General features: G+C 69.6%; 16 protein-coding genes and 8 pseudogenes. 4 read left to right on the forward strand and 20 right to left on the reverse strand.

Features of this window, described 5'->3' with window-relative positions:
• Positions 1-37 precede the first annotated feature (37 nt).
• The 3 genes from LP418_RS08435 to LP418_RS08450 are packed head-to-tail and all read right to left on the reverse strand — an operon-like array spanning position 38 to position 2,493.
• A complete protein-coding gene (locus LP418_RS08435) occupies positions 38-505 on the reverse strand; it encodes a discoidin domain-containing protein (protein ID WP_257955965.1) in 468 nt (155 codons plus the stop codon).
• On the reverse strand, positions 426-2,123 hold the full coding sequence (locus LP418_RS30520) for an exo-alpha-sialidase (protein WP_336276040.1): 1,698 nt from the start codon (positions 2,121-2,123) through the stop codon (positions 426-428). Before LP418_RS30520 ends, LP418_RS08435 begins: the two co-directional genes overlap by 80 nt.
• Before the next feature lie 58 nt (positions 2,124-2,181).
• Complete coding sequence (locus tag LP418_RS08450) at positions 2,182-2,493, reverse strand: sialidase family protein (protein ID WP_257955966.1); 312 nt, start codon at positions 2,491-2,493, stop codon at positions 2,182-2,184.
• A 162-nt stretch (positions 2,494-2,655) separates the two neighbouring features.
• On the opposite strand from LP418_RS08450, the pseudogene LP418_RS08455 reads away from it, so the two are divergent.
• Positions 2,656-3,327 (forward strand): annotated as a pseudogene (locus LP418_RS08455) (SIS domain-containing protein); the annotation flags it as partial.
• Positions 3,328-3,653: 326 nt separating this feature from the next.
• On the opposite strand, the gene nagA reads toward LP418_RS08455, so the two are convergent.
• From nagA to LP418_RS08500, 8 genes and pseudogenes are all read right to left on the reverse strand, one after another.
• The gene (gene nagA, locus LP418_RS08460; RefSeq protein WP_257955967.1) at positions 3,654-4,658 is read right to left on the reverse strand and encodes an N-acetylglucosamine-6-phosphate deacetylase; all 1,005 of its coding nucleotides are present in this window, start codon (positions 4,656-4,658) and stop codon (positions 3,654-3,656) included.
• 136 nt (positions 4,659-4,794) lie between these two features.
• A complete protein-coding gene (locus tag LP418_RS08465; protein ID WP_257955968.1) occupies positions 4,795-5,049 on the reverse strand; it encodes a TOBE-like domain-containing protein in 255 nt (84 codons plus the stop codon).
• A pseudogene (locus LP418_RS08470) lies at positions 5,046-5,775 on the reverse strand (sulfate/molybdate ABC transporter ATP-binding protein). Before LP418_RS08470 ends, LP418_RS08465 begins: the two are co-directional and overlap by 4 nt.
• Before the next feature lie 9 nt (positions 5,776-5,784).
• Positions 5,785-6,528 (reverse strand): sulfate ABC transporter permease, encoded by a 744-nt coding sequence (locus LP418_RS08480; RefSeq protein WP_257955970.1) that lies wholly within the window; start codon positions 6,526-6,528, stop codon positions 5,785-5,787.
• 62 nt (positions 6,529-6,590) lie between these two features.
• A complete protein-coding gene (locus tag LP418_RS08485; RefSeq protein WP_257955971.1) occupies positions 6,591-7,055 on the reverse strand; it encodes an ABC transporter permease subunit in 465 nt (154 codons plus the stop codon).
• A gap of 414 nt (positions 7,056-7,469) precedes the next feature.
• Complete coding sequence (locus LP418_RS08490; RefSeq protein ID WP_257955972.1) at positions 7,470-7,604, reverse strand: hypothetical protein; 135 nt, start codon at positions 7,602-7,604, stop codon at positions 7,470-7,472.
• A complete protein-coding gene (locus tag LP418_RS08495; RefSeq protein ID WP_257955973.1) occupies positions 7,585-8,040 on the reverse strand; it encodes an extracellular solute-binding protein in 456 nt (151 codons plus the stop codon). Before LP418_RS08495 ends, LP418_RS08490 begins: the two co-directional genes overlap by 20 nt.
• Before the next feature lie 52 nt (positions 8,041-8,092).
• Positions 8,093-8,527 (reverse strand): annotated as a pseudogene (locus tag LP418_RS08500) (substrate-binding domain-containing protein); the annotation flags it as partial.
• A 309-nt stretch (positions 8,528-8,836) separates the two neighbouring features.
• Between LP418_RS08500 and LP418_RS08505 the strand changes: the two are divergent.
• Positions 8,837-10,680 (forward strand): annotated as a pseudogene (locus LP418_RS08505) (2-oxoacid:acceptor oxidoreductase subunit alpha).
• Positions 10,677-11,774, forward strand: a complete 1,098-nt coding sequence (locus LP418_RS08510; RefSeq protein WP_257955974.1) for a 2-oxoacid:ferredoxin oxidoreductase subunit beta — start codon at positions 10,677-10,679, stop codon at positions 11,772-11,774. The pseudogene LP418_RS08505 and the gene LP418_RS08510 overlap by 4 nt, the downstream one beginning before the upstream one ends.
• Positions 11,775-11,847: 73 nt before the next feature.
• Here the strand turns inward: LP418_RS08510 and LP418_RS08515 are convergent, their stop codons facing one another.
• Entirely contained in the window at positions 11,848-12,264 is a 417-nt protein-coding gene (locus LP418_RS08515) for a hypothetical protein (protein WP_257955975.1), read from the reverse strand.
• Between the two features lie 199 nt (positions 12,265-12,463).
• Between LP418_RS08515 and rarD the strand changes: the two genes are divergently transcribed.
• A complete protein-coding gene (gene rarD / locus LP418_RS08520) occupies positions 12,464-13,360 on the forward strand; it encodes an EamA family transporter RarD (protein WP_257955976.1) in 897 nt (298 codons plus the stop codon).
• Positions 13,361-13,517: 157 nt separating this feature from the next.
• Here rarD and LP418_RS08525 read toward each other — a convergent pair whose 3' ends face one another.
• From LP418_RS08525 to nuoH, 8 genes and pseudogenes are all read right to left on the reverse strand, one after another.
• Positions 13,518-14,546, reverse strand: a complete 1,029-nt coding sequence (locus LP418_RS08525; protein ID WP_336275939.1) for a polyprenyl synthetase family protein — start codon at positions 14,544-14,546, stop codon at positions 13,518-13,520.
• A complete protein-coding gene (gene nuoN, locus LP418_RS30525) occupies positions 14,543-15,544 on the reverse strand; it encodes an NADH-quinone oxidoreductase subunit NuoN (protein WP_336276041.1) in 1,002 nt (333 codons plus the stop codon). Before nuoN ends, LP418_RS08525 begins: the two co-directional genes overlap by 4 nt.
• Positions 15,545-16,132: 588 nt before the next feature.
• Positions 16,133-17,676 (reverse strand): annotated as a pseudogene (locus LP418_RS32855) (NADH-quinone oxidoreductase subunit M).
• Positions 17,673-19,542: pseudogene (gene nuoL, locus LP418_RS08540) on the reverse strand (NADH-quinone oxidoreductase subunit L). Before nuoL ends, LP418_RS32855 begins: the two co-directional pseudogenes overlap by 4 nt.
• A 108-nt stretch (positions 19,543-19,650) precedes the next feature.
• Positions 19,651-19,945: pseudogene (gene nuoK, locus LP418_RS30545) on the reverse strand (NADH-quinone oxidoreductase subunit NuoK).
• A complete protein-coding gene (locus LP418_RS08555) occupies positions 19,942-20,571 on the reverse strand; it encodes an NADH-quinone oxidoreductase subunit J (protein ID WP_336275941.1) in 630 nt (209 codons plus the stop codon). Before LP418_RS08555 ends, nuoK begins: the two are co-directional and overlap by 4 nt.
• Before the next feature lie 183 nt (positions 20,572-20,754).
• A pseudogene (gene nuoI / locus LP418_RS08560) lies at positions 20,755-21,295 on the reverse strand (NADH-quinone oxidoreductase subunit NuoI).
• Positions 21,295-22,665 (reverse strand): NADH-quinone oxidoreductase subunit NuoH, encoded by a 1,371-nt coding sequence (gene nuoH, locus LP418_RS08565; RefSeq protein WP_257955977.1) that lies wholly within the window; start codon positions 22,663-22,665, stop codon positions 21,295-21,297. The pseudogene nuoI and the gene nuoH overlap by 1 nt, the downstream one beginning before the upstream one ends.
• Positions 22,666-22,866 lie beyond the last annotated feature (201 nt).

Below are 22,866 nucleotides of genomic sequence, written 5' to 3' on the forward strand. Positions count from 1 at the left end.
GTCGATCGGTCCCGGGGCGGTGGCCTGTGCGGCTGGGTCAGGGAGAGACCACCGGCCGGATCTCGGCAGCCGCGGCGAACGCGAGTCCGTTGGCCGCAGTGAGCGCCTCGAGCCGGACGTAGCGGGCACCCTGCGGCGCGAACCGCACCTCGGCCTCGCCCTTGCCCACCGGGAAGGTGCCGGAGGCGACCTTCGTCCACGACGCGTTGTCCGAGCTGACGAGGACGTCGTAGTCCGCGATGTCACCGTTGGTGCCGACCGAGCGACGCAGGTAGCGCAGCGCGGTCAGTGGTCGGGGGCTGCCGAGGTCGACGGTGATCTGGTGCGGGTAGCCAGCGGCAGGAGTGCTCCACCGCGAGTGCCAGAACGTCGCCGGATTGCCGTCGATCGCGTTCACGGCGCGGCCGTCCTCACCCGCGGTCTCCTCACTGGAGACGGAGGCGATCGACAGCTCGGAGGACGGGACGATCTCCTCGCCGGCCCGCAGGTCGTCGGACACCTCCACGCCGTGGATCGTCCCCACGAAGCCCCACCGGTTGCCCGGCGCGGCGACCCCGCTTGACCGGGAAGTGAGCACGATTCATGCCCACCGTCAGGTTGGGCAGCCCGCTGGGGTTGAGGGCGTGCGGCTTGGTCAGCGCCGTGACGTCGGCGAAGAAGGCCCGGCGGTTCACCCGGGCGATGAGCTCGCCGTCCGGGATCAGCGACGTCACGCCGGAGCTGCTCGCGGCGACCAGCTCGTGCTGCTTGCCGTCCGCCACGTCGACGTTGCTCTGGAGCCGCACCGGATAGGTGCCGGACGCGGTGCGCACCTCGACGTACGGCTTGCCGCTGTTCAGCGAGACCACGACGTCGCGTACGGCGCTGATCGGGTCCGCGAGTGACAGCAACGTGCCCACGGCGGGGCGCGAGGTGGTGCTGAACCGCACCGTCACCGCACCGCCCGTCAGGTCCTTCACCGAGGCGACCCGGTCGGTCAGGTCGGTCATCGTAGAGCCGTCGTAGTGGCGCTCGACGAGATCGCTCAGGACCGTGTTGCCGCCCTTCACGATGATGCTGCCGGAGCCCTGCGAGGAGCCCTTGTCGCTGGTGAGCTCGACCGTGTAGGGGAAGGCGTTGGTCGCCACGCCCTCGGGGACCCGGACGGGCACCCGCACGCTCGCGGTCGCGCCGGGGGCGACCTTCGGGATCCGCACGTCCGGGGCCGTGAAGCCCTCCGGCAGGTCCAGCGACACGACGCCGCCGTCGATGGCCCCCGTCTCCCGGCTGGTGATCGTGACCTCGACCTCGGCAGTGCCGCCGGCGGTGCCGGGGTCGGTCGTGCAGGCGGAGACCGGCGCGCAGACGCCGTCGAGCCAGTCCTCCCCGAAGCGGGCGTAGGAGATGTGCTGGTAGCCGCCGCGCTCGTAGAGCAGTCCGAACCGGCCGTCCGCGAGCGGCGTCAGCGTGGAGTACTCGGCGGCGCCGGGCTCCAGCACCCGCCGGATCGGCCGGGTCTCGCCGTTGTCGCAGGACTGCCGGACCGTCAGGTTGGACCGCCCGCTCTGGGTGGCGGTGTTGCTGAACAGCAGCTTGCGGGCGTCGGCCGACTGCGGCGCGGCGTCCACGTCGTAGCGGATGATCGAGCCGTTGTTGGCCGGGTCGATCAGCTCGTCGTCGGTGTGCAGACCGGACCAGCTCTCGCCGCCGTCGTCGGAGTAGGCGACCTTGCGGTAGCCGCCCGCCGCGCGGGAGTTCAGCATCAGCCGGCCGTCGGAGAGCTCGACCACCTTGTTCTCGTCCATCCCGGGGCCGAGGAGCTGGCCGAAGCGCCGGGTCTCGCCGTGGTCGTCGCTGATCAGGCTCGCGGCCCAGTTGCCGCCCCGGTGGCGTAAGGCGTACTGCTGGACGAGGCGACCGGCGTACGGGCCCCGACGGATCTGGATGCCCTCACCGGACGCGGCGAACAGTCCCGCCCACGCGGGGTTCTTCGCCTCCTCGGTGAGCCGGCGGTGCTGCCGGTCACACCGTCGTCGTCGGACCAGCTGACGTCGGCGTGCAGGACGTCGGGGTCGTCGTTGTCGTTGCCGGTGGTGGAGCCGAAGTAGCCCCTGGTTGATCGAGGCCGCGTGGAAGAGCCAGATGCGGCCCGTCTCCCGGTCGGTGACCGGGCTCGGATCGCCGTACCCGGGCTTGCCGGGCTCATGTGCGCACGACCTGCCGCTCCTGCCGAGTCGTGCCGCCGTCGGTGCTGCGGCGCACGACGAGCGCGATGTTGTTGGGCACGTCGCCGTACGTCGGGCGACCGTCGTAGGAGGCGATCAGGGTGCCGGCGTTGGACTGGGTCAGAGCCGGGATCCGGTAGACCGGGAACCCGGTGCCGGTGTGGTCGAGGTCGGTGGTGAAGAGGTCTGCGGGTGCGGTTGCCGAGTCGTCCGCGAGTGCCGAGGTGGTGGGCACGGTGACGATGAGCGCGGCACACCAGACGCCGACGAGGCGGTGGAGCGCGTGCATGAAGTTCTCCCTTGTGGCTTGACTAGATCAGACATCGGATGTCTGATGACCGTAGAGAGAGGCTCCGGACGTGTCAAGGATCACATCGGACCGACCACCCCACTGAGCAAGAGGCGACGACGAATGATCGACATCACCCCAGCACCCGTCCCCGGCGCCCAGATGGCCCTCGAGATCGCCCAACAGCCCGCCGCCCCGGCCCACCTGCTGACCGGGATCGCCCCGATCCGGGCCGTCGCCGACCGGATCCGCGCGGCCGCGCCACGCTTCGTGCTGCTCGCCGCGCGCGGCACCAGCGACCACGCGGCGCTCTACGCGAAATACCTCCTCGAGATCTCGCTCGGCCTCCCCGTCGGTCTGGCCTCCCCCTCCACGCTGACCGTCTTCGACGCACGCCCCGACTTCACCGACGTGCTGTGGGTGTCCGTCAGCCAGTCGGGCGGCTCCCCCGACCTCGTCGAGTCCACCGAGGCGGCGCGGCGCCACGGCGCCCTGACGGTGGCGGTCACCAACGCTCCCGACTCAGCGCTGGCCCGGGCCTGTGAGCTGTCCATCGACGTGATGGCCGGGACCGAGGCCGCCGTCGCCGCGACGAAGAGCTACACCAACGAGCTCCTCGCCCTCTGGCTCCTCATCGACGCCCGGCGAGGTGGCGACGCGGCCGCTGCTGCCGGGCTGCCGGACCTCGCGGCCGGCGCACTGGCCGCGACCGGGGTCGAGGAGATCGCCGACCGTTACCGCTTCGTCGACAAGCTGATCACCACGGGGCGCGGCTACTCCTACCCGACCGCCCGCGAGGCGGCGCTCAAGCTGATGGAGACGTCGTACCTCTCCGCGCACGCGTTCTCCGGCGCCGACCTGATGCACGGGCCGCTGGCGATGATCGACCAGGGACCGGCCGGTCCTTGCCGTCGTTCCTCGCGGCGCGGGCGCCCGTGCCATCGCCCCGGTGCTCGAACGCCTCGCCGACCGTGGCGCCGACGTCAGCATCATCGGCGACCCCGCGGCCGCACGTCCCGGTCAGATCGTGGTGCCGCTGCCCACCGGCTCGACCGAGGAGCTGTCGCCGATCCCGGAGATCATGCCGCTGCAGAGGCTTGCGCACACGATGGCCGTCGCCCGCCACCACGACCCCGACGCTCCCCGCGGGTTGGCGAAGGTCACCCGGACGCGCTGAGCACGTCGACGACCTCGAGCCGTTCGTCCAGCACGACCGGGTCGGCCGGAGCGCCCACGCGGATCCGACCGGCCCGGTCGCCGATCCCGAGCGCGTCGGCAGGCACGGTGGAGGCCGCCCGCAGCGCGGCCAGCACGGGCACACCCGCCGCGACTGCGTTGCGGACAGCCCGGTCGAGCGTCAGCACGCTGCCCGCGAGCGAACCACCGTCGACAAGGCGCGCCTGACCGTCGCGCACGGTGACCCGCAGCTCACCGAGCAGCACCTCCCCGTCACCCGGGCCGGTGGCCGAGATCGCATCCGTCACCAGCGCCGTGCGTCCCGGAGCGGCCGCGAAGGGAAGCCGCAGCATCGCCGGGTGCAGGTGGATCCCGTCGTTGATGAGCTCGACGACCACTCGCTCGTCCTCCAGCAGTGCGGCCACCGGGCCGGGGGTCCGGTGGTGGAGCGACGGCATCCCGTTGAACAGATGGGTCGCCACGGTCGCCCCCGCCTCCACCGCGCGGCCGACGGTGTCGTAGTCGGCAGCGGTGTGGCCGATCGCCGCGACAGACCCGGCATCGACCACACGGCGTACGGCATCGAGGCCACCTGCCCGCTCGGGGGCCAGCGTGATCATCGCGATGTGTCCCGCACCGGCGCCCAGCAGCAGGTCGAGCGACTCGGGATCCGGGTCGCGGAGGAGCTCCGGGTCGTGGGCGCCGCAGAAGTCGCCGGCCGGGAACGGCCCTTCGAGGTGGATGCCGGCCACGACGCCGTCGGTCGCGAGCTCCGCCAGTCGCCGTACCGAGGTGACGAGGTCCGCGACGGGCGCGGTGACGAGGCTGGCGACCAGCGAGGTGGTCCCGTGCCGTCGGTGGAACGCCGCCGCAGTCGTCACGTCGTCGGCGGCTCCCGACTGGAACGAGGCGCCGCCGCCGCCGTGCACGTGCATGTCGACGAAGCCGGGCGACAGCCGAGGCGCCACCGAGGTCTCGGACGTGCTCACCCTCGGGTGCCGGGCCGGAGCCGATCTCCGCGATCCGGCCGTCACGCACCCGCACCCAACCGTCGATGACGGCGTCGGGCGTCGCTACTCGCGCGTGGGACAGGACACCGGCAAACGAGGTCATGCGGACAGGATGTCAGCCGACCGCCCGCATCGACGGAATGACCGTCGCACCGTTCGCAGGCGTGAGCCAGACGGTCGCTCCCTCGGCCGGGCCCAGTGAGCGAGCGTGGGTGCGGGTGAGCACCACGGAGACGTCGTCGCCGTCGACCGTGAGGACGGTGAGGCGCACCTCGAAGCCGATGCGCAGCATCCGGTGCACCGAGCCCTCGATCGCGCCTGCGGTGTACGGCGACGTCGCGACCTCGATGTCGTGCGGGCGCAGGGTCACGCCACCCGGGGAGGTGACCTCACCCAGGGAAGCCCATGACGAAGTCGCTGGCCGGCTCGTCGTAGAGCTGGTCGGGCGAGCCGACCTGCTCGACCCGGCCCTCGTTGATCACCACGATCTCGTCGGCGACCTCGAGGGCCTCCTCCCCGGTCGTGGGTGACGAAGACGGTGGTGACGGCGACCTCGTCGTGGAGACGCCGCAGCCACTCCCGCAGCTCCTTGCGGACCTTGGCGTCGAGTGCGCCGAACGGTTCGTCGAGCAGCAGCACGGTGGGCTCCACCGCGAGCGCTCGCGCCAGTGCCATCCGCTGGCGCTGGCCACCGGAGAGCTGCGAGGGCAGCCGGTGCGAGAACTGCGACAGGTGCACGAGCTTGAGCAGCTCGTCGACGCGGGCCGCGATCTCGTCCTTGGGCCGCTTGCGGATCTCGAGGCCGAACGCGACGTTCTTGGCGACCGTCATGTGCTTGAAGACGGCGTAGTGCTGGAACACGAAGCCGACGTTGCGCTTCTGCGGCGGCAACCCTGGTCGCGTTGACGCCCTCGATCGACACGGTGCCGGAGTCAGCGGTGTCGAGGCCAGCGATGATCCGCAGCAGCGTCGACTTGCCGCCGCCGGACGGACCGAGCAGGGCGGTCAGCTGCCCGGTGGGCAGGGAGACGTTGACGTTGTCGAGGGCGACGAAGTCGCCGAAGGTCTTGGTCAGACCAGTGACGTCGATGGACATGGTGGAACCTCAGGCTTCTTCGTGTTGGGGGCGGAGGAAGGCGACGACGATCAGGCACGCGATGCTGATGAAGGCGAGCAGGAACGCCACGGAGTAGGCCGTCTCCTGCTGGAAGTTCTGGTACTTCGCCTCGACGATCAGGGTCGCGGTCTGCGTCTTGCCGGTGATGTTCCCGGAGACGACCTTGACCGCACCGAACTCACCGAGCGAGCGCGCCAGCGACAGCACGACGCCATAGATCACGGCCCACTTGATCGAGGGGAGCGTGATCCGCAGGAATGTCTGGCGGCCGTTGGCACCGAGGCTGCGGGCGGCCTGTTCCCGGTCGTCGCCGATCTCGGAGAGCACCGGCACGACCTCGCGGATGATCAGCGGCAGCGCGACGAAACAGGTCGCCATGATCATGCCCGGGGAGTCGTAGATGACCATCCAACCGGCCTCCTCGATGGTCGGGCCGAACCAGCCGGTGCGACCGCTGAACACGAGGAGCAGCGCCGGGCCCACCACGACGGGCGAGACGGACAGCGGCAGGTCGATGAGGGCCGACAGCACGCGCTTGCCCGGGAAGTCGTAACGCACCAGCAGCAGCGAGATCGTCACCCCGAAGACGAGGTTGATCACGACGGCCCAGATGGCGACCATCAGCGTCAGCTGCAGTGCCGCCACGGTGTGCGGGTCGGTGAAGATGCCGAAGAACGCCTCGGTGCCGTTCCCGAAGGTGCGTACGGCGACGAGCGAGACGGGCCGAGCCACCAGGAAAGAACACGTAGCCGATCGCGATCAGCCGCAGCAGCCAGCGGACCGGAGTGGAGACCCTAACCACGGTTGGCCACCCTTCTCTGGACGATGTCGAGCGCGACGATCACGATCAGGGCGACGACCAGCATCACCGACGCGAGCGCCGCAGCGGACTGGGTGTTGCCGTTCTCGATGAACGTGAGCACCCGGACCGAGACGACCTCGGTGCGGAACGGCAGGTTGCCGGAGAGCAGCACCAGCGAGCCGTACTCACTGATGGCCCGCGCGAAGGAGAGCGCGGCTCCGGCCGCGATGGCCGGCGCCGGGCTGGGCAGGATGATGCGGCGCACGATGGTGCCGCGACGCGCACCCAGCGAGGCCGCCGCCTCCTCGACGTCGGCGTCGAGCTCCTCCAGCACCGGCTGGACCGTGCGCACGATGAAGGGCAACGTGACGAAGGCGAGGGCCAGCATGACCGCGCGCTCGGTGTTGGCCCACTCGAGTCCCAGCGGGCTCTGCGGCCCGTAGAGCGAGAGCAGCACGAGACCGGCGACGATCGTCGGCAGCGCAGAACGGCACGTCGATGATGATGTTGAGCAGCGACTTGCCCCAGAACTGGTCGCGGACCGGGACCCACGCGATGATCGTGCCGACAACGACGTTGATGACGGTGACGATCGCGGCCCCGGGAGACGGTCAGCGTGACCGCGGCCCACGTCTGGTCGCTGCGGAGCACCCGGAAGTAGGCGTCCCAGCCGCCCTCCCCCGCGGTCACGATGATCGCGACCAGCGGGATGAGGACGAGCAGGCTGAACCAGATCATGGCCGGAGCCGAGCCCCAGCCCGGCTCCGGGAGTGAGGGTGTTGCGGGGGGCCGGCGCGGCGACGCCGTCGGGGAGTGCGTGACTCCCCGACGGTGTCGACCGGCGGGCCCAGGAGGGCGCTCGTCATCGGTCCTACTCGCCCAGCTTCCCGGTCTCCTGCTGGACCTCGGCCACCGGGCCGAGCGGCTCGCCGTCCTCGCCGTCGGCGAAGAACTTCTCGGCCGCGGCGGGCCAGCCACCGAAGTCGTCAGCGACCGTGAACAGCACCTTGGGCGTCGGGGAACGGGTCGGCCGGGTCGTTGGCGCCGTCGACCTCGCCGGTGACACCGTCGACCACCGGGCGGTAGCCGTACTTCAGGAAGCTGGCCTGCGCCTCGTCGGTGTAGAGGTAGTCGAGGAAGGACTGGGCCTCGGGCTCGGCGTCCACGGTCACGGCCGCGGGCGTCTCGATGAGCAGGGTCTCGTCGGGCACGATGTAGTCGAGCTCCTGACCGTTCTGGCGGGCCGGGATCGCCTCGTTCTCGTAGGAGATGAGGACGTCGCCGACCCCGCTGGTGAAGCTGGTCAGCGCGTCGCGGGCCGAGCCGGGCAGGGCCACGGCGTTGGTGAAGAAGTCGACGAGGTAGTCCCGCGCCGCCTTCTCGTCGCCGTCGTTGACCTCGAGGGCGTGGCCGTAGGCCGCCGGGGAGGTTCCAGCGGGCACCGCCCGACGAGCCGGGGTTGGGCGAGACGATCTCGACGCCCGGCTTGACGATGTCCTCCCAGCCCCGGATGCCGAGCGGGTTGCCCGGGCGGGTCACGATGACGACGACCGAGTCGGCCACGATCCCCCGGTGCTCACCGGCGTTCCAGTCGTCGGCCACGAGGCCGGCGTCGACGAGGCGGGTGAGGTCGCCCTCGAGCGAGTAGTTGACGTAGTCGGCCGCCCGGCCGCCCTCGACGGCGCGGCTCTGGTCACCGGACGGACCGTAGGAGGTGTTGAACTCGACACCCTCCCCCTCGGGGGTCTCGGCGAAGTTCGCGGTGATCTCGTTGTACGCCGTCTCGGGGGTCGAGTAGGCGACCGGGTCGAGCGCGACGCCGCCCTCCTCGGTGGCACCTTCGGAGTTGGTCGAGCACGCGGTCAACGCCATCAGGGAGGCGAGGGACGCTGCGGCCAAGCGGCGGGAGGCCCGGGAAGTGAGCTTCATGGGTTGATCTCTCTTTTCGCACGGTCCGAGAAGGACAGTTACTGACTAATGTCCAGAAGACTACATGACTATAGGCAATTACTTTCACGCGTCTCGGCGTGTCGCTCGTCACGGCCGCCGGGCCACGTCCAATGCGCGACTCCCACCCGCTGGCCTGATATCGCCGGACTACAGTGGTTGACTGGGAAGAAGGCCACTGGAACACGTTCTATTTGAGCAGGAAGCAGGCACGAGGTGACCCACCCGACCAAGCAGGTCAAGCAGCTCGATCGCGTCATCATCCGGTTCGCCGGTGACTCCGGCGACGGCATGCAGCTGACCGGTGACAGGTTCACGCAGGAGTCGGCCGTCTTCGGCAACGACCCGGTGACGCTGCCCAACTTCCCTGCCGAGATCCGCGCTCCCCGGGGCACGCTGCCGGGCGTCTCGTCGTTCCAGTGTGCACTTCGCCGACCACGACATCCTCACGGCGGGCGACGCCCCCGACGTGCTGGTCGCGATGAATCCCGCCGCGCTGCGCGCCAACCTCGGCGACCTGCCCAAGGGCGCCACGATCATCGTCGACACCCACGACTTCACGGCCCGCAACCTGACCAAGGCCGGCTACACCGCCAACCCGCTCGACGGCGACGACCTCGCGGAGTTCGCCGTCCACCCCGTCGACCTCACGGGCATGACGGTCGAGGCGGTCAAGGAGTTCGGCCTGTCGCGCAAGGACGCCGCCCGCGCGAAGAACATGTTCGCCCTCGGCCTGCTGTCTCGGATGTACGGTCGCCCCACCGAGTCGACCACCGCGTTCCTGACCAAGCGGTTCGCCAAGGTCCCCGACATCCGCGACGCCAACATCCGCGCCTTCAAGTCCGGGTGGAACTTCGGCGAGACGACCGAGACCTTCATCGTCCGCTACGAGATCAAGCCGGCCCCGATGGCAGCCGGCACCTACCGCAACATCACCGGTAACCTCGCGCTGGCCTACGGCCTGATCGCCGGCGGTGTGCAGTCGGGCCTGCCGGTGTTCCTCGGGTCCTACCCGATCACCCCGGCCTCCGACATCCTGCACGAGCTGAGCAAGCACAAGTCGTTCGGCGTGACCACCTTCCGGGCCGAGGACGAGATCGCCGGCGTGGGTGCCGCGATCGGTGCCGCATTCGCCGGCAGCCTCGGCGTGACCACCACCTCCGGGCCCGGTGTCGCGCTCAAGTCGGAAGCGATCGGCCCGGCCGTGATGACCGAGCTCCCGCTGCTGGTCGTCGACGTCCAGCGCGGCGGTCCGTCGACCGGTCTGCCCACCAAGACCGAGCAGGCCGACCTCCTGCAGGCGATGTTCGGCCGCAACGGCGAGGCGCCGGTGCCGATCATCGCGCCCCAGTCACCGGGCGACTGCTTCGATGCGGCCCTCGAGGCCACCCGGATCGCAATCACCTATCGCACGCCGGTGATGCTGCTCTCCGACGGCTACCTCGCCAACGGCTCGGAGCCGTGGCGGATCCCCGAGGTCGCCGACCTGCCGACGATCGACCCCGACTTCGCCACCGAGCTCAACCACGGTGATGGAGACGAAGCGGAGTTCTGGCCCTACACCCGCGACGCCGAGACGCTCGCCCGCCCGTGGGCCATCCCCGGCACCCCCCGGTCTCGAGCACCGCATCGGCGGCCTCGAGAAGGGCGACGGGCACGGCAACATCTCCTACGACCCCGGCAACCACGACTTCATGGTCCGCACCCGTCAGGCCAAGGTCGACCGGATCGCCGACTCGCTGCCCCCGCTCGCCGTCGACGACCCGTCCGGAGACGCGAAGGTCCTCGTGCTCGGGTGGGGTTCGACGTACGGACCGATCGGCGCCGGCGTGCGACGCGTGCGCAAGGCGGGCTACAAGGTCGCGCAGGCCCACCTTCGTCATCTGAACCCGTTCCCCAACGACCTCGGCGACATCCTGCGGCGCTACGACAAGGTGCTGGTCCCCGAGATGAACCTCGGCCAGCTCTCGCTGCTGCTGCGCGGCAAGTACCTCGTCGACGTGGTCGGCTACAACGAGGTGCGCGGCCTGCCGTTGAAGGCGGCCGTCCCGGCCGACGTCATCGGCGGCCTCGTGGCCGATGCCGAGGGCATCGAGGTCGACCTGACCCCCGCACCGAAGGAGGACATCGCATGACCGCGGACCTCGGACTGCCCGGCCTTCGCTCCGGCGTCGAGCTCGTCCCCACCAACGACGAACCGCAGACCGGCAAGGAGTACACCTCCGACCGGGAGGTGCGCTGGTGCCCCGGCTGCGGCGACTACGCCGTGCTCAAGGCCGTGCAGTCGTTCCTGCCCGACCTCGGGCTGCGTCGCGAGAACATCGTCTTCGTCTCCGGCATCGGCTGCTCGTCGCGGTTCCCCTACTACCTCGACACCTACGGCTTCCACTCGATCCACGGACGTGCCCCGTCCATCGCCACGGGCATCGCCACGGCGCGCGAGGACCTCTCGGTCTGGGTCGTGACCGGTGACGGTGACGCGTTGTCCATCGGCGGCAACCACCTGATCCACGCGCTGCGTCGCAACGTGAACATGACGATCCTGCTGTTCAACAACAGGATCTACGGCCTGACCAAGGGGCAGTACTCCCCCACTTCGGAGCCCGGCAAGGTCACCAAGTCGACGCCGATGGGATCGGTGGACCACCCGTTCAACCCGGTCTCCCCGGCCCCGGGTGCCGAGGCGTCCTTCGTGGCCCGCACCATCGACTCGGACCGCAAGCACCTCACGGCAGTCCTGTCGGCTGCCGCGGCCCACCGGGGCACGTCGTTCGTCGAGATCTACCAGAACTGCCCGATCTTCAACGACGGCGCCTTCGACGCCATCAAGTCCAACGACACCAAGGCCGACGCCATCATCCCGCTCGTCCACGGCGAGCAGATCCGCTTCGGGGCGACGGGCGAGGACGGTCGCGGCACCCGGGCCCTGACGCGTGACCGCTCGACCGGCGGCGTGAAGACCGTGCAGGCGAGCGACGTCGACGACGCCGACATCCCGGTGCACGACGCGCACAGCCCCGACCCGTCCACGGCGTTCGCCATCTCTCGGCTCACCGACTCCGGCTACCTCAACCAGTCGCCGATCGGGATCTTCCGCCGTGTGGAACGCCCGACCTACGACGACCGGGCCCGCGCGCAGATCACGGCCGCACAGGACGAGGCCACCGGCGACCCGGCCACGCGACTCGCCGGGCTGATCAGCGCGGGCGACACTCGGACCGTCGTCTGACCCGGACATGACACTGGCCCGCCCGATCAGATCGGGGCGGGCCAGTGTCAGTTGCACGGTGCTGTGGAGCGGATCACTCGAACGCTGCGGTCCAGATCTCACCCTTGGTCGTGCCGTAGCCGTTGGAGGCCTTGACCTTCACGCGCCACTTCCAGACGCCCTTCTGGGGCACGAAGATCTTCGTCCGGTACTTGCCGGTCTCGTCGGTCTTGACCTTCTTGACGGTCCTCCAGTTACAGGCCTTGCAGGCCTTCTTCTGGAGCTGCACCTTGCCGAGGTAGGGCACCGGAGCCACGGCCGGGTCCGCCTGCGGCTCGGTGACGGTGCCGTTGAGCTTGAAGGCGTTGAAGTCAACCTGCTGCTTCGCGTCCGGCGGCACCTCGGTGATGATGCGCTTCGGCAAGGCCCGGTCGGCCCGGACGGGCGCGGCCGAGAATGCGCTCAGGCTGAGAAGTGCGGCCAGCAGGCCGACGATGACGGTGCGGAGCATCCGCATGGTTCCCCTTGGGACGTGTGACAGAAGACGACTGCATGGTAGACGCCGTTCGTAACGGATTCGTTGTCGATCTCCGCCGCCTAGACTCTCGAAGTGCCAGAAACGCGCAGGGGGCTGATCTTCGGCACGGGTGCGTACGCGCTGTGGGGGCTGTTCCCGCTCTACTGGCCGCTGCTCGGAGCCGGCCGGCGCCGTGGAGATCCCGGCCCACCGGATCGTCTGGTCGGCGCTGACGATGGCGGTCCCGGTGGTCGCGCTGCGCCATGCGGCGGCTGTCGGCGCCGTACTCAGGAATCGGCGGCAGCTGACCCTGCTGTCGCTCGCGGCCGTGGTGATCTCGGTCAACTGGGCGACCTACATCTACGGCGTCAACAACGAGCGCGTCGTCGAGGCGGCCCTCGGCTACTTCATCAACCCGCTCGTCACCGTGCTGATGGGTGTCTTCATCCTCGGCGAGCGACTGCGGCGACTGCAGTGGATCGCCCTCGGCATCGCGTCCCCGGCCGTGGTGGTGCTGACGATCGACTACGGGCGACCGCCCCGGGTGGCGCTGGTCCCGGCCTTCTCGTTCGGCTCCTACGGCCCGGCGAAGAAGCAGGCCAACGTGCGACCGGTCGAGAGCCTGACCATCGAGACGCTCGTCCTCGCGCCGATCGCGGTGGGATACCTCGTCCTCCTCGCCGTGACCGGCGCTGCGAGCTTCGGCAACCACGGCACCGGGCACGCGCTGCTCTTCACCACCACCGGCATCGTCACCGCGATCCCGCTCATCCTCTTCGGCGCGGCCGCGATCCGGGTGCCGCTCGTCGCGCTCGGGCTGCTGCAGTACCTCGCGCCGATCATCCAGTTCGGCCTTGGGCGTCCTGCTCTTCCACGAGGACATGCCCACCGGCCGCTGGATCGGCTTCGGGCTCGTGTGGGTGGCGCTGGTGCTCTTCACGGTCGAGACGATCAACCACCGCCGGCGTCAGCTGAGGTTGGTCACCGAGGCGTCGGCCTGCTGATCGCAAGGCCTGCGGCGCCACCTTTCGGACGTACGGCGATTCGTCGCCGTACGACGTGTGGGCAGTGGTCCAGTGGCGGCGCGTGACGAGATCGCCTCCGTGGCGGTGAGTGAGCCACATTCCGGCGGCGTGGAATGTGGCTGGGTCACCGCTGGGCGAGCGTCGCTCCGGGACACGCCCGGGGAGCGGTGCGCCAGCCACATTCGACGGAATGAAAATGTGGGTCACTCACCGCTGACGGGGTCACGGTGAGGCCGGGGGTTGGGTCAGCTGGAACGAGTGGCGACGATGTCGGCGAAGGACTCGAGGGCGGTCCGGACGGAGCCCGGCTCCCGGGACGCTGAGCAGCGACTTGGCGGTCGCGGCCCGGGCGACGACGTAGGCGCGGGCCTCGTCCATCGCGGGGTGCTTGCGCAGGAGGTCGAGCGCCTCGGCGTGCAGCTGGTCGTCGGTGAGGTCGGCGTCGAGCAGCTCGAGGAGGCGTGCGTCGGTCGGGTCGGTGGAGGCGCGGGCCATCAGCACCGGAAGCGTGGGCACACCCTCGCGCAGGTCGGTGCCGGGGGTCTTGCCGGACTCACCCGACTCGGACGCGATGTCGAGGATGTCGTCGGAGAGCTGGAAGGCGGAGCCGACGATCTCGCCGTACGCACGCAGCGCCTCGACCACCTCGGGCGCCGAACCACCGAACATGCCGCCGTAGTGCGCCGACGTGGCGATCAGTGAACCGGTCTTGCCGGCCACGACCTCGAGGTAGTGCACCAACGGGTCCTCCTCGGGACCCGGCTGCACGGTCTCGAGGATCTGCCCCTCGACCAGTCGGGTGAAGGTCCGCGCCCGGATGCGGACGGCGTCGGGCCCGAGGTCGGCGGTCAGCTCGGAGGAGCGGCCGAACAGGAAGTCACCGGTGAGGATCGCGACGTGGTTGTCCCAGCGGGCGTTGGCCGTGTCGGCACCCCGGCGCAGGTCGGCCTCGTCCATCACGTCGTCGTGGTAGAGCGAAGCGACGTGCGTCAGCTCCACGACGCACGCGGCCGTGAGCACCTCGTCGGCGTCCGGCGTGGGGCCGGTCTCCGCGGCCAGCAGCACCAGCAGCGGGCGGAAGCGCTTGCCGCCGGCCGCCATCAGGTGGGAGGCGGCCTTCGACACGTATTCGGTGCGGCCCTCGCAGTAGCCGGCGAGCATCTCCTCGACCTTGACCGGGCGATCGGCAAGACGCTGCGCGAGCGCCGAGTCGTCGACGGGGAGCGCCGGGGAGCTTGACGAGGTGGTCACCTGAGGAATTGTCCTGCAAGCCCCGCGAGATCGAGCAACGGCCCCGGCAAAACGCCGAGCATCAGCGTGGCCGCGGCACCGAAGGCGATCGTGGTGGCCGTGAGCACGGACGGGTAGGCGACGCTGGGACCGTCACCGACGGGCTCGTCGAAGTACATCGCCTTGATCACCCGGATGTAGAGGAACGCCGCGATGATGCTCGCCACGACCGCCACCACCACGACCGGCCGGGCACCGGCGGCCAGCGCCACCGAGAAGACCGCGAGCTTGCCCACGAAGCCGGAGGTGAGCGGGATGCCGGCCATCGCCAGCAGGAAGAACGCGAAGACACCGGCCACGATCGGCGACTCCTTGCCGAGCCCTGCCCATCGGTCGAGCGCGGTGACCTCACCGGCGGAGTCGCGGACCGGGCTGACCACGGCGAAGGCGCCTAGCGTCGCGAAGCCGTACGTCGCGAGGTAGAACAGCACCGCCTGCAGCGCGCTCACCTCGCCGGGCGCGAGGTCGCTGGTCGCCTGCACGCCGAGCACCCCGGTGAGGATGAAGCCGGTGTGCGCCACCGAGGAGTAGGCCAGCAGGCGCTTCACGTCGGTCTGGGTGATGGCCAGCAGCGCGCCGACCAGCATCGTCAGGATCGCGACGACCCACATCATCGGCTGCCACGACCAGCGGTCTGCGCCGAAGGCGACGTAGAAGAGGCGCAGGATCGCACCGAACGCGGCGACCTTGGTGGCGGCCGCCATGAAGGCGGTGACCGGGGTCGGGGCGCCCCGGTAGACGTCGGGGGTCCAGGCCCGGAACGGCGCGGCACCGACCTTGAAGAGCAGGCCGACCGTCATCAGTCCCATGCCGATCAGCAGCAGCGCCGAGCTGCCGGTGTCGTTGCGGACCGACTCGTTGATCGCGGAGAAGTCCATGGAGCCCGCGAATCCGTAGACCAGCGCGACGCCGTACAGGAAGAAGCCGGAGGAGAAGGCGCCGAGGAGGAAGTACTTCAGCGCTGCCTCCCCGGCTCAGCAGGCGGCGACGGCGCGCCGGGCCACAGAGGAGGTAGAGCGGCAGCGACAGGACCTCGAGGCCGACGAACATGGTCAGCAGGTCGTTGGACGCCGGGAAGAGCAGCATGCCGAAGACCGCGAACATCAGGAGCGGGTAGACCTCGGTGTGGTCGAGGCCCTTGGCCCCGGCCTCGCGCTCGGCCTCGGAGCCGGGCAGCGCGGCGGCCCGGCCGGCGAAGGCCGAGACCCCGCCGTCGAGGTGGCGCTCGGCGAAGAGCAGCACGCCGCAGATGGCCAGCACGAGGATGAGACCCCACAGGAAGAGCGTGGGTCCGTCGATCGCGATCGTGCCGCCGACCGCGAGGATGCCGCGGGCGGCGCCGTCGGCATGGACCTCGGCGTCGCGGGCGATGAGCACGACGCTGACGAGCGCGGCCACGAGACCGACCAGCGACAGCAGCACTCGGGCGCCGTAGCGGGCGGCACGGGGCGCGAACGCCTCGACCAGCACGCCGAGGCAGGCGACACCGAAGACGACCGGGAGCGGGAACAGCTCGAAGTAGTCGATCGTGGGCTTCACGAAGTCGGTCACGGGTGGCCTCCCTGCGAGCTGACCGAACCGGTGACGGTCGGCGGGGCGTCGGTGACACCGACGTTGCTCATGATGTCGGTGACGTGCGGATTGATGACGTCGAGCAACGGCATCGGGAAGAAGCCGAACAGCACGAGGGCGAGCAGCAGCGGTGCGAGCGTGCCGACCTCGCGGGCGTCGAGGTCACGCATGACCTCGACCTTCTCGAAGTCCCCGCCCGGGCCGGTCATGGTGCGCTGGTAGGCCCAGAGCACGTAGATCGCGGCGAGCACGATGGCGGTCACGGCGATCGCGCCGGCCCACCGTGGCGTGGTTGAAGGCCGCGATGATGACCAGCATCTCCGAGACGAACGGCGACAGGCCGGGCAGTCCGCAGGCCGCGAGGCCCGCGATCAGGAGCGTGCCGGCCGGGACCGGGGCGACCTTCTCCACGCCGCCGCCCATCGCCTTGATCGAGGCGGTGCCGCGACGACGGATGAGGTAGCCGGCGACCGGGAACAGCGCGGCCGTGCCGATGCCGTGGTTGACCATGTAGAGGATCGAGCCGGAGATGCCCCGGCTGCTGAAGACGAAGATGCCGAGCACGATGAAGCCGAAGTGCGACAGCGACGTCAGGCCGATCAGGCGCAGCAGGTCGTCCCGGCCGATGGCCACCAGTGCGCCGTACACGATCGAGATCAGCGCGAGCACGACCACCAGCGGCGTGGCCCACTGCGACGCGTCGGGCAACAGCCCGAGGCAGAAGCGCAGCATGCCGAACGTGCCGATCTTGTCGAGCACGCAGACCGGAGCACCGACGTGCCGGTGGTCGCCTTCTCGGTCGTGTCGGCCAGCCGGTGTGCACGGGGAACATCGGCGCCTTGATCGCGAAGGCGATGAAGAAGCCGACGAACAGCCAGCGCTGCGTGATCGGGTCGATGTCGAGCGCGGCGAGGTCGGTCAGCAGGAAGGACGGCTTGCCGTTGTTCGACGAGACGACGTAGAGCCCGATCACCGACGCGAGCATGATCAGCCCGCCGGCGAGCTGGTAGATCAGGAACTTGGTGGCCGCGCGGCCACGACCGGACCGGCCGAAGCCGCCGATCAGGAAGTAGGCCGGGATCAGCGTCGCCTCGAAGACGACGTAGAAGAGGAAGACGTCGGTGGCGGTGAAGACGGCCAGCGACATCGCCTCGAGCGCCAGCACCCGGGCGACGAACGTGCGGCTGCCGGAGTTGCCGTCCTCGTCGGCCTCGTGCCACGACGCGGCGAGCACGATCGGCACCGGGAGCGTGGTGAGCAGCACCATCAGCAGGCCCGGGCCGTCGACGCCCGGGGCGTAGTGCACGCCGAGCGCCTCGATCCGGGCATGCGTCTCGGTCAGCTGCATCCCGCCGTCGAGGTCGTACGTCGACAGCGCGGCGATCGCAGCCCACAGCAGCGCGGCGCCGGCGAAGCCGAGACCGGCCAGCCGGGCAGTCGCGGCCGGGAGGAACGCCGTCACGATCGCGCCCACGAGGGGAATCGCGATCAGGACGGAGAGAACAGGGAGGTCGCTCACGAGAGGTTCACCGCCGGGAGGGCCGGGACGACGAGCAACGCGCCGCCGAGCAGGGAGAGGGCATAGGAGCGGACGAAGCCGTTCTGGACGCGGCGCAGGACACCGGACATGGCACCGACACCGGCCGAGCCACCCTCGATGACTCCGTCGACACCGAACCGGTCGAAGGACGCCAGACCCGTGGTCAGCGACCTGCCGGGCGCCACGACGACTGCGTCGTTGATGGCGTCGCCGTACAGATCGGCGCGGGCGGCCCCCGGTCGCGAAGGAGACCTCGGTCGGAGCCTCCCGCGGGATCGTCTGCTTGCCGACGAGGAACCGGGCGGCGGCGACCCCGATGCCGACGACCCCGACCACGATGAGGGTGATCACGATGGCGGGCAGCGGCGGCTCGTGGTGCTCGGCGATCCCGGTGACGGGGGCGAGGAACTCGACCACGAAGTCACCGAGCAGCAGCACGCCACCGAGGACCGACAGCGCGGCCGGGACGATCAGCGGGACCGTCATCACGTGGGGCGACTCGTGCGGGTGCGCGCCCTTCTCCCAGCGGGACTTGTCGCCGAAGAAGGTCATCAGCATCAGCCGCGTCATGTAGAAGCCGGTGATGCCGGCACCGAGCAGGGCGCAGAGACCGACGATCAAGTTGTCCGCGAGCGCGGTCTCGATGATCTTGTCCTTGGAGAAGAAGCCGGAGAAGCCGGGGAACCCGATGATCGCGAGGTAGCCCATCGCGAAGGTCAGGAACGTGACCGGCATGTAGGTGCGCAGGCCGCCGTAGTGGCGCATGTCGACGTCGTCGTTCATGCCGTGCATGACCGAGCCGGCGCCGAGGAACATGTTGGCCTTGAAGAAGCCGTGCGTGAGCAGGTGGAAGATCGCGAACGGGTAGCCCGCGACGCCGAGACCGGCGGCCAGCATCATGTAGCCGATCTGGCTCATCGTGGAGCCGGCCAGCGCCTTCTTGATGTCGTCCTTGGCGCAACCGAGGATCGCACCCCAGAGCAGCGTGATGGTGGCAATGATGACCACCGTCGTCTGCGCCACCGGGGGTCAGTTCGTAGATGAAGTTGGACCGGACGATGAGGTAGACACCGGCGGTGACCATGGTCGCCGCGTGGATCAGGGCGGAGACCGGGGTCGGGCCCTCCATCGCGTCGAGGAGCCGGCCTGCAGCGGGAACTGGGCCGACTTGCCGCACGCGGCGAGCAGGAGCAGCAGCCCGAGCAGGTTGAGCGTGGTCTGCGAGGCGCCGGACGCCTGCTCGCTGACGGCCGCGAAGTCGGTGGTGCCGAATGTCGTGAACATCAGGGCAACGGCCAGCGAGAGGCCGATGTCGCCGACGCGGTTGATGACGAAGGCCTTCTTCGCGGCAGCGGCGGCGGAGTGCTTGTGCTGCCAGAAGCCGATCAGGAGGTAGGAGCAGAGGCCGACGCCCTCCCAGCCGAGGAAGACGACGAGGTAGTTGGCACCCGGGACGAGCACCAGCATCGCGGCGACGAAGAGGTTGAGGTAGCCGAAGAAGCGGCGACGCCGGGCGTCGTGCTCCATGTAGCCGATGGAGTAGACGTGGATCAGCGATCCGACGCCGGTGATCAGCAGCAGGAACAGTGCCGACAGTGGGTCGTAGAGCAGATCCATGCCGACGTTGAAGCTGCCGACCTCGAACCAGGTGAAGAGGTGCTGGCCGAGCTGGCGCTCCGACTCCTCGCGCCCCAGCAGGCTGACGAAGAGGATCAGGCTGAGGACGAAGGACCCGGCGGCGGTCGCCGTACCGATCCAGTGGCCGACCTTGTCCAGGGCGCCCTTGGCGAAGGCACCACCGAGGAGCAGCACGGCCGCGCCCGCGAGAGGCAGCGCGATGATCAGCCAGAGCCGGTGAAGACACCCTCGGCGGCGGTCGGGTGGACCACCGGGATCTCGTGGGCCGCCTCGGAGGAGGCAAGCAGGATTGCGTCAAGAGTCACGTCAGGCCCCTCAGTACTTCAGCAGACTGGCGTCGTCGACGGAGGCGGACCGTCGCGTGCGGAAGATGGTCATGATGATCGCGAGGCCGATCACGACCTCGGCAGCCGCCACGACCATCACGAAGAAGGCCGCGACCCGGCCGTCGAGGTTGCCGTGCTGCTTGGCAGAACGCGACGAGCGCGAGGTTGCCGGCGTTGAGCATCAGCTCGATGCACATGAAGACCACGATGGCGTTGCGTCGCGTGAGGACGCCGATGCAGCCGATGGTGAAGAGGATCGCGGACAGGACGATGTATTCAGTCACTTCACGTCCTCCTCGGTGCTGGCGGGGGCGCCGGACCTGCCCGAGGTCTCGGGCATCGCCGTCGGGTCCTGTCCCAGCTGGCGCTGGACCTCGTCGATGTCGTCGGCCGGGGCCGGACCCGAGCGGACGACGCCGCGAGCAGCGAGCACCCGCGAGATCGAGGACTCCGACGCGGTGCCGTCGGGCAGCAGGGCCGGGGTGTCGACCGCGTTGTGGCGGGCATAGACACCGGGCGCGGCGAGCGGACCGAGGTGCAAGCCATGCTCGGCGTAGTCCTTCATCCGCTGCGCGGCCATGGAGGCCTGCGTCGCCTTGGGCTCGAGGCGCTCTCGGTGCGCGAGCACCATCGCACCGATCGCGGCCGTGATCAGCAGGGCGCTGGTGGCCTCGAAGGCGAAGACGTAGCGAGAGAACAAGATGTTGGCGAGCTGCTCGATGTTGCCGCCGGTGTTGGCCTTCTCGAGGCCGACGGCCGTGCCGAGGGTGACCTGCGAAAGGCCGACCACGAGCACGAGTCCGAGGACGAGGCCGAAGATCGTGGCCAGCGCGCGCTGTCCCTTGATCGTCTCGACCACCGAGTCGGACGCGTCGACGCCCACCAGCATCAGCACGAACAGGAAGAGCATCAGGATCGCGCCGGTGTAGACGATGATCTGGACCGCGAACAGGAACGGCGCTTCCCGGGACGGCGTACAGGACGGCGAGGCTGATCATCACGACGGCCAGCAGCATCGCGGCGTGGACGGCCTTGCGGACGAACAGGATGCCGAGGGCGGCCGCCACCATGATCGGGGCGAGGATCCAGAAGGTCACTTGCCGCCCCTCTCGGTCGGAGCCGGGGCAGCGTAGGTGCCGCGGTAGTAGTCACCCTCGTCGGCTCCGAGCCGCATCGGGTGCGGCGGCTGCTCCATGCCGGGCAGCAGCGGGGCGAGGAGGTCGGACTTCTCGTAGATGAGGTCGGCCCGGTTGTTGTCGGCCAGCTCGTATTCGTTCGTCATCGTCAGCGCGCGTCGGGCACGCCTCGATGCACAGGCCGCAGAGGATGCAGCGCAGGTAGTTGATCTGGTAGACGCGGCCGTAACGCTCACCGGGGCTGAAGCGCTCGTCCTCCGTGTTGGAGCCGCCCTCGACGTAGATCGCGTCGGCCGGGCAGGCCCAGGCGCACAGCTCGCAGCCGATGCACTTCTCCAGCCCGTCGGGCCAGCGGTTGAGCTGGTGCCGGCCGTGGAAACGGGGCGCGGTGGGCATCTTCTCGAAGGGGTACTGCTCCGTCACGACCTTCTTGAACATCGTGCGGAACGTGACCCCGAACCCGGCGACCGGGTCCCAGAACCTCTTGGACTCAGCCATCACTTCTCTCGGTCCGGCTTGGTGGTGCCGGTCACGGTGTTGCTTCGATCGGCGAAGGTCAGCGGGCGTGCGTCGCCACGGACCGCACCCCCGACGGGCATCGGCGGCGTCGGGAAGCCCCCGGCGAAGGCGTCGTGCTCGACGTCGGTCGGTGTCGTCACGGGCTCCTCGCCCTCGCTGTCGCCGAAGAAGAACAGCACGATGCACAGCGCGAGGAAGACACCGGCGGCGGCCAGCAGGTAGGACCGGTCGAGGCCGCCGTCGAGGGTGACGACGCGGATCGTTGCGACGGCGATGATCCGGGCCAGCGCGATCGGGATCAGCCGCTTCCAGCCGAACGCCATGAACTGGTCATGGCGCAGTCGCGGCAGCGAGCCGCGCAGCCAGATGAACATGAAGATGAAGACGAACATCTTGCCGAAGAACCACAGCAGCGGCCAGTAGCCCGAGTCGGCGCCCTCCCAGACTCGGATGATCGGCCACGGGGCGTGCCAGCCGCCGAAGAACAGGGTCGTCGCGAGCGCGGACACCGTCGCCATGTTGATGTATTCGGCGAGGAAGAACAGCGCGAACTTCAGGCTGGAGTATTCGGTGTGGAACCCGCCGACCAGCTCACCCTCGGCCTCGGGGAGGTCGAAGGGCGCGCGGTTGGTCTCGCCGACCATCGCGATCACGTAGATGATGAACGACGGCAGCAGGATCAGGGCGTACCACGTGGGCACCGGGATGACGCCGAGCCAGTACTCCCGGCCGGGGTTCTGCGCGGCCACGATCTCGCTGGTCGACATCGAGCCGGCGTACAGGAAGACCGCGACGAGTGCGAGACCCATGGCGACCTCGTAGGAGATCATCTGCGCGCTCGAGCGCAGGCCGCCGAGCAGGCTGTACGTCGATCCGCTGGACCAGCCACCCGGGACGATGCCGTAGATGCCGATCGAGGCGATCGCCATCACGAAGAGCACCGCGACCGGCATGTCGGTCAGCTGCAGCGGGGTGGTGCGGTCGGTGAACGGCAGCCCGACCTCGGGACCGAAGGGGATGACCGCGAACGTCACGAAGGCCGGGACCGTGGCGATCACCGGCGCCAGCAGGAAGACCACCTTGTCGGCGGCCTTCGGGATGATGTCCTCCTTGAGCGCGAGCTTCACACCGTCGGCCAGCGACTGCAGGAGGCCGAAGGGGCCGTGCACGTTGGGGCCGATGCGGTGCTGCATGCGCGCGACGACGCGGCGCTCGAACCAGATGTTGAACAGCGTCAACAGGACCAGCACCACGAAGATCAGGACGGCCTTGATCAGGATCAGCCACCACGGGTCCCGGCCGAAGGCGGACAGGTCGTCCGCCACCAGACCGATGATCTGAGCGCTCATCACTTGGCTCCCTTCAGGGTGACGGAGCCACCGGGCGACGCGAGGCCGGCGAGCACACCGCGGCCGAATGAGTTGGCCGGCACCCACACGACACCGTCGGGCATCTCGGCGACCTCGACCGGCAGCGTGACCGAGCCCCGGTCACCGGTGAGGACCGCGGTGGCCGCGCCGTCGTGCATGCCGAAGAGGGCGTCGTAGGCC

Source organism: Nocardioides sp. B-3 (assembly GCF_024703895.1).
Taxonomy (GTDB): Bacteria; Actinomycetota; Actinomycetes; order Propionibacteriales; family Nocardioidaceae; genus Nocardioides.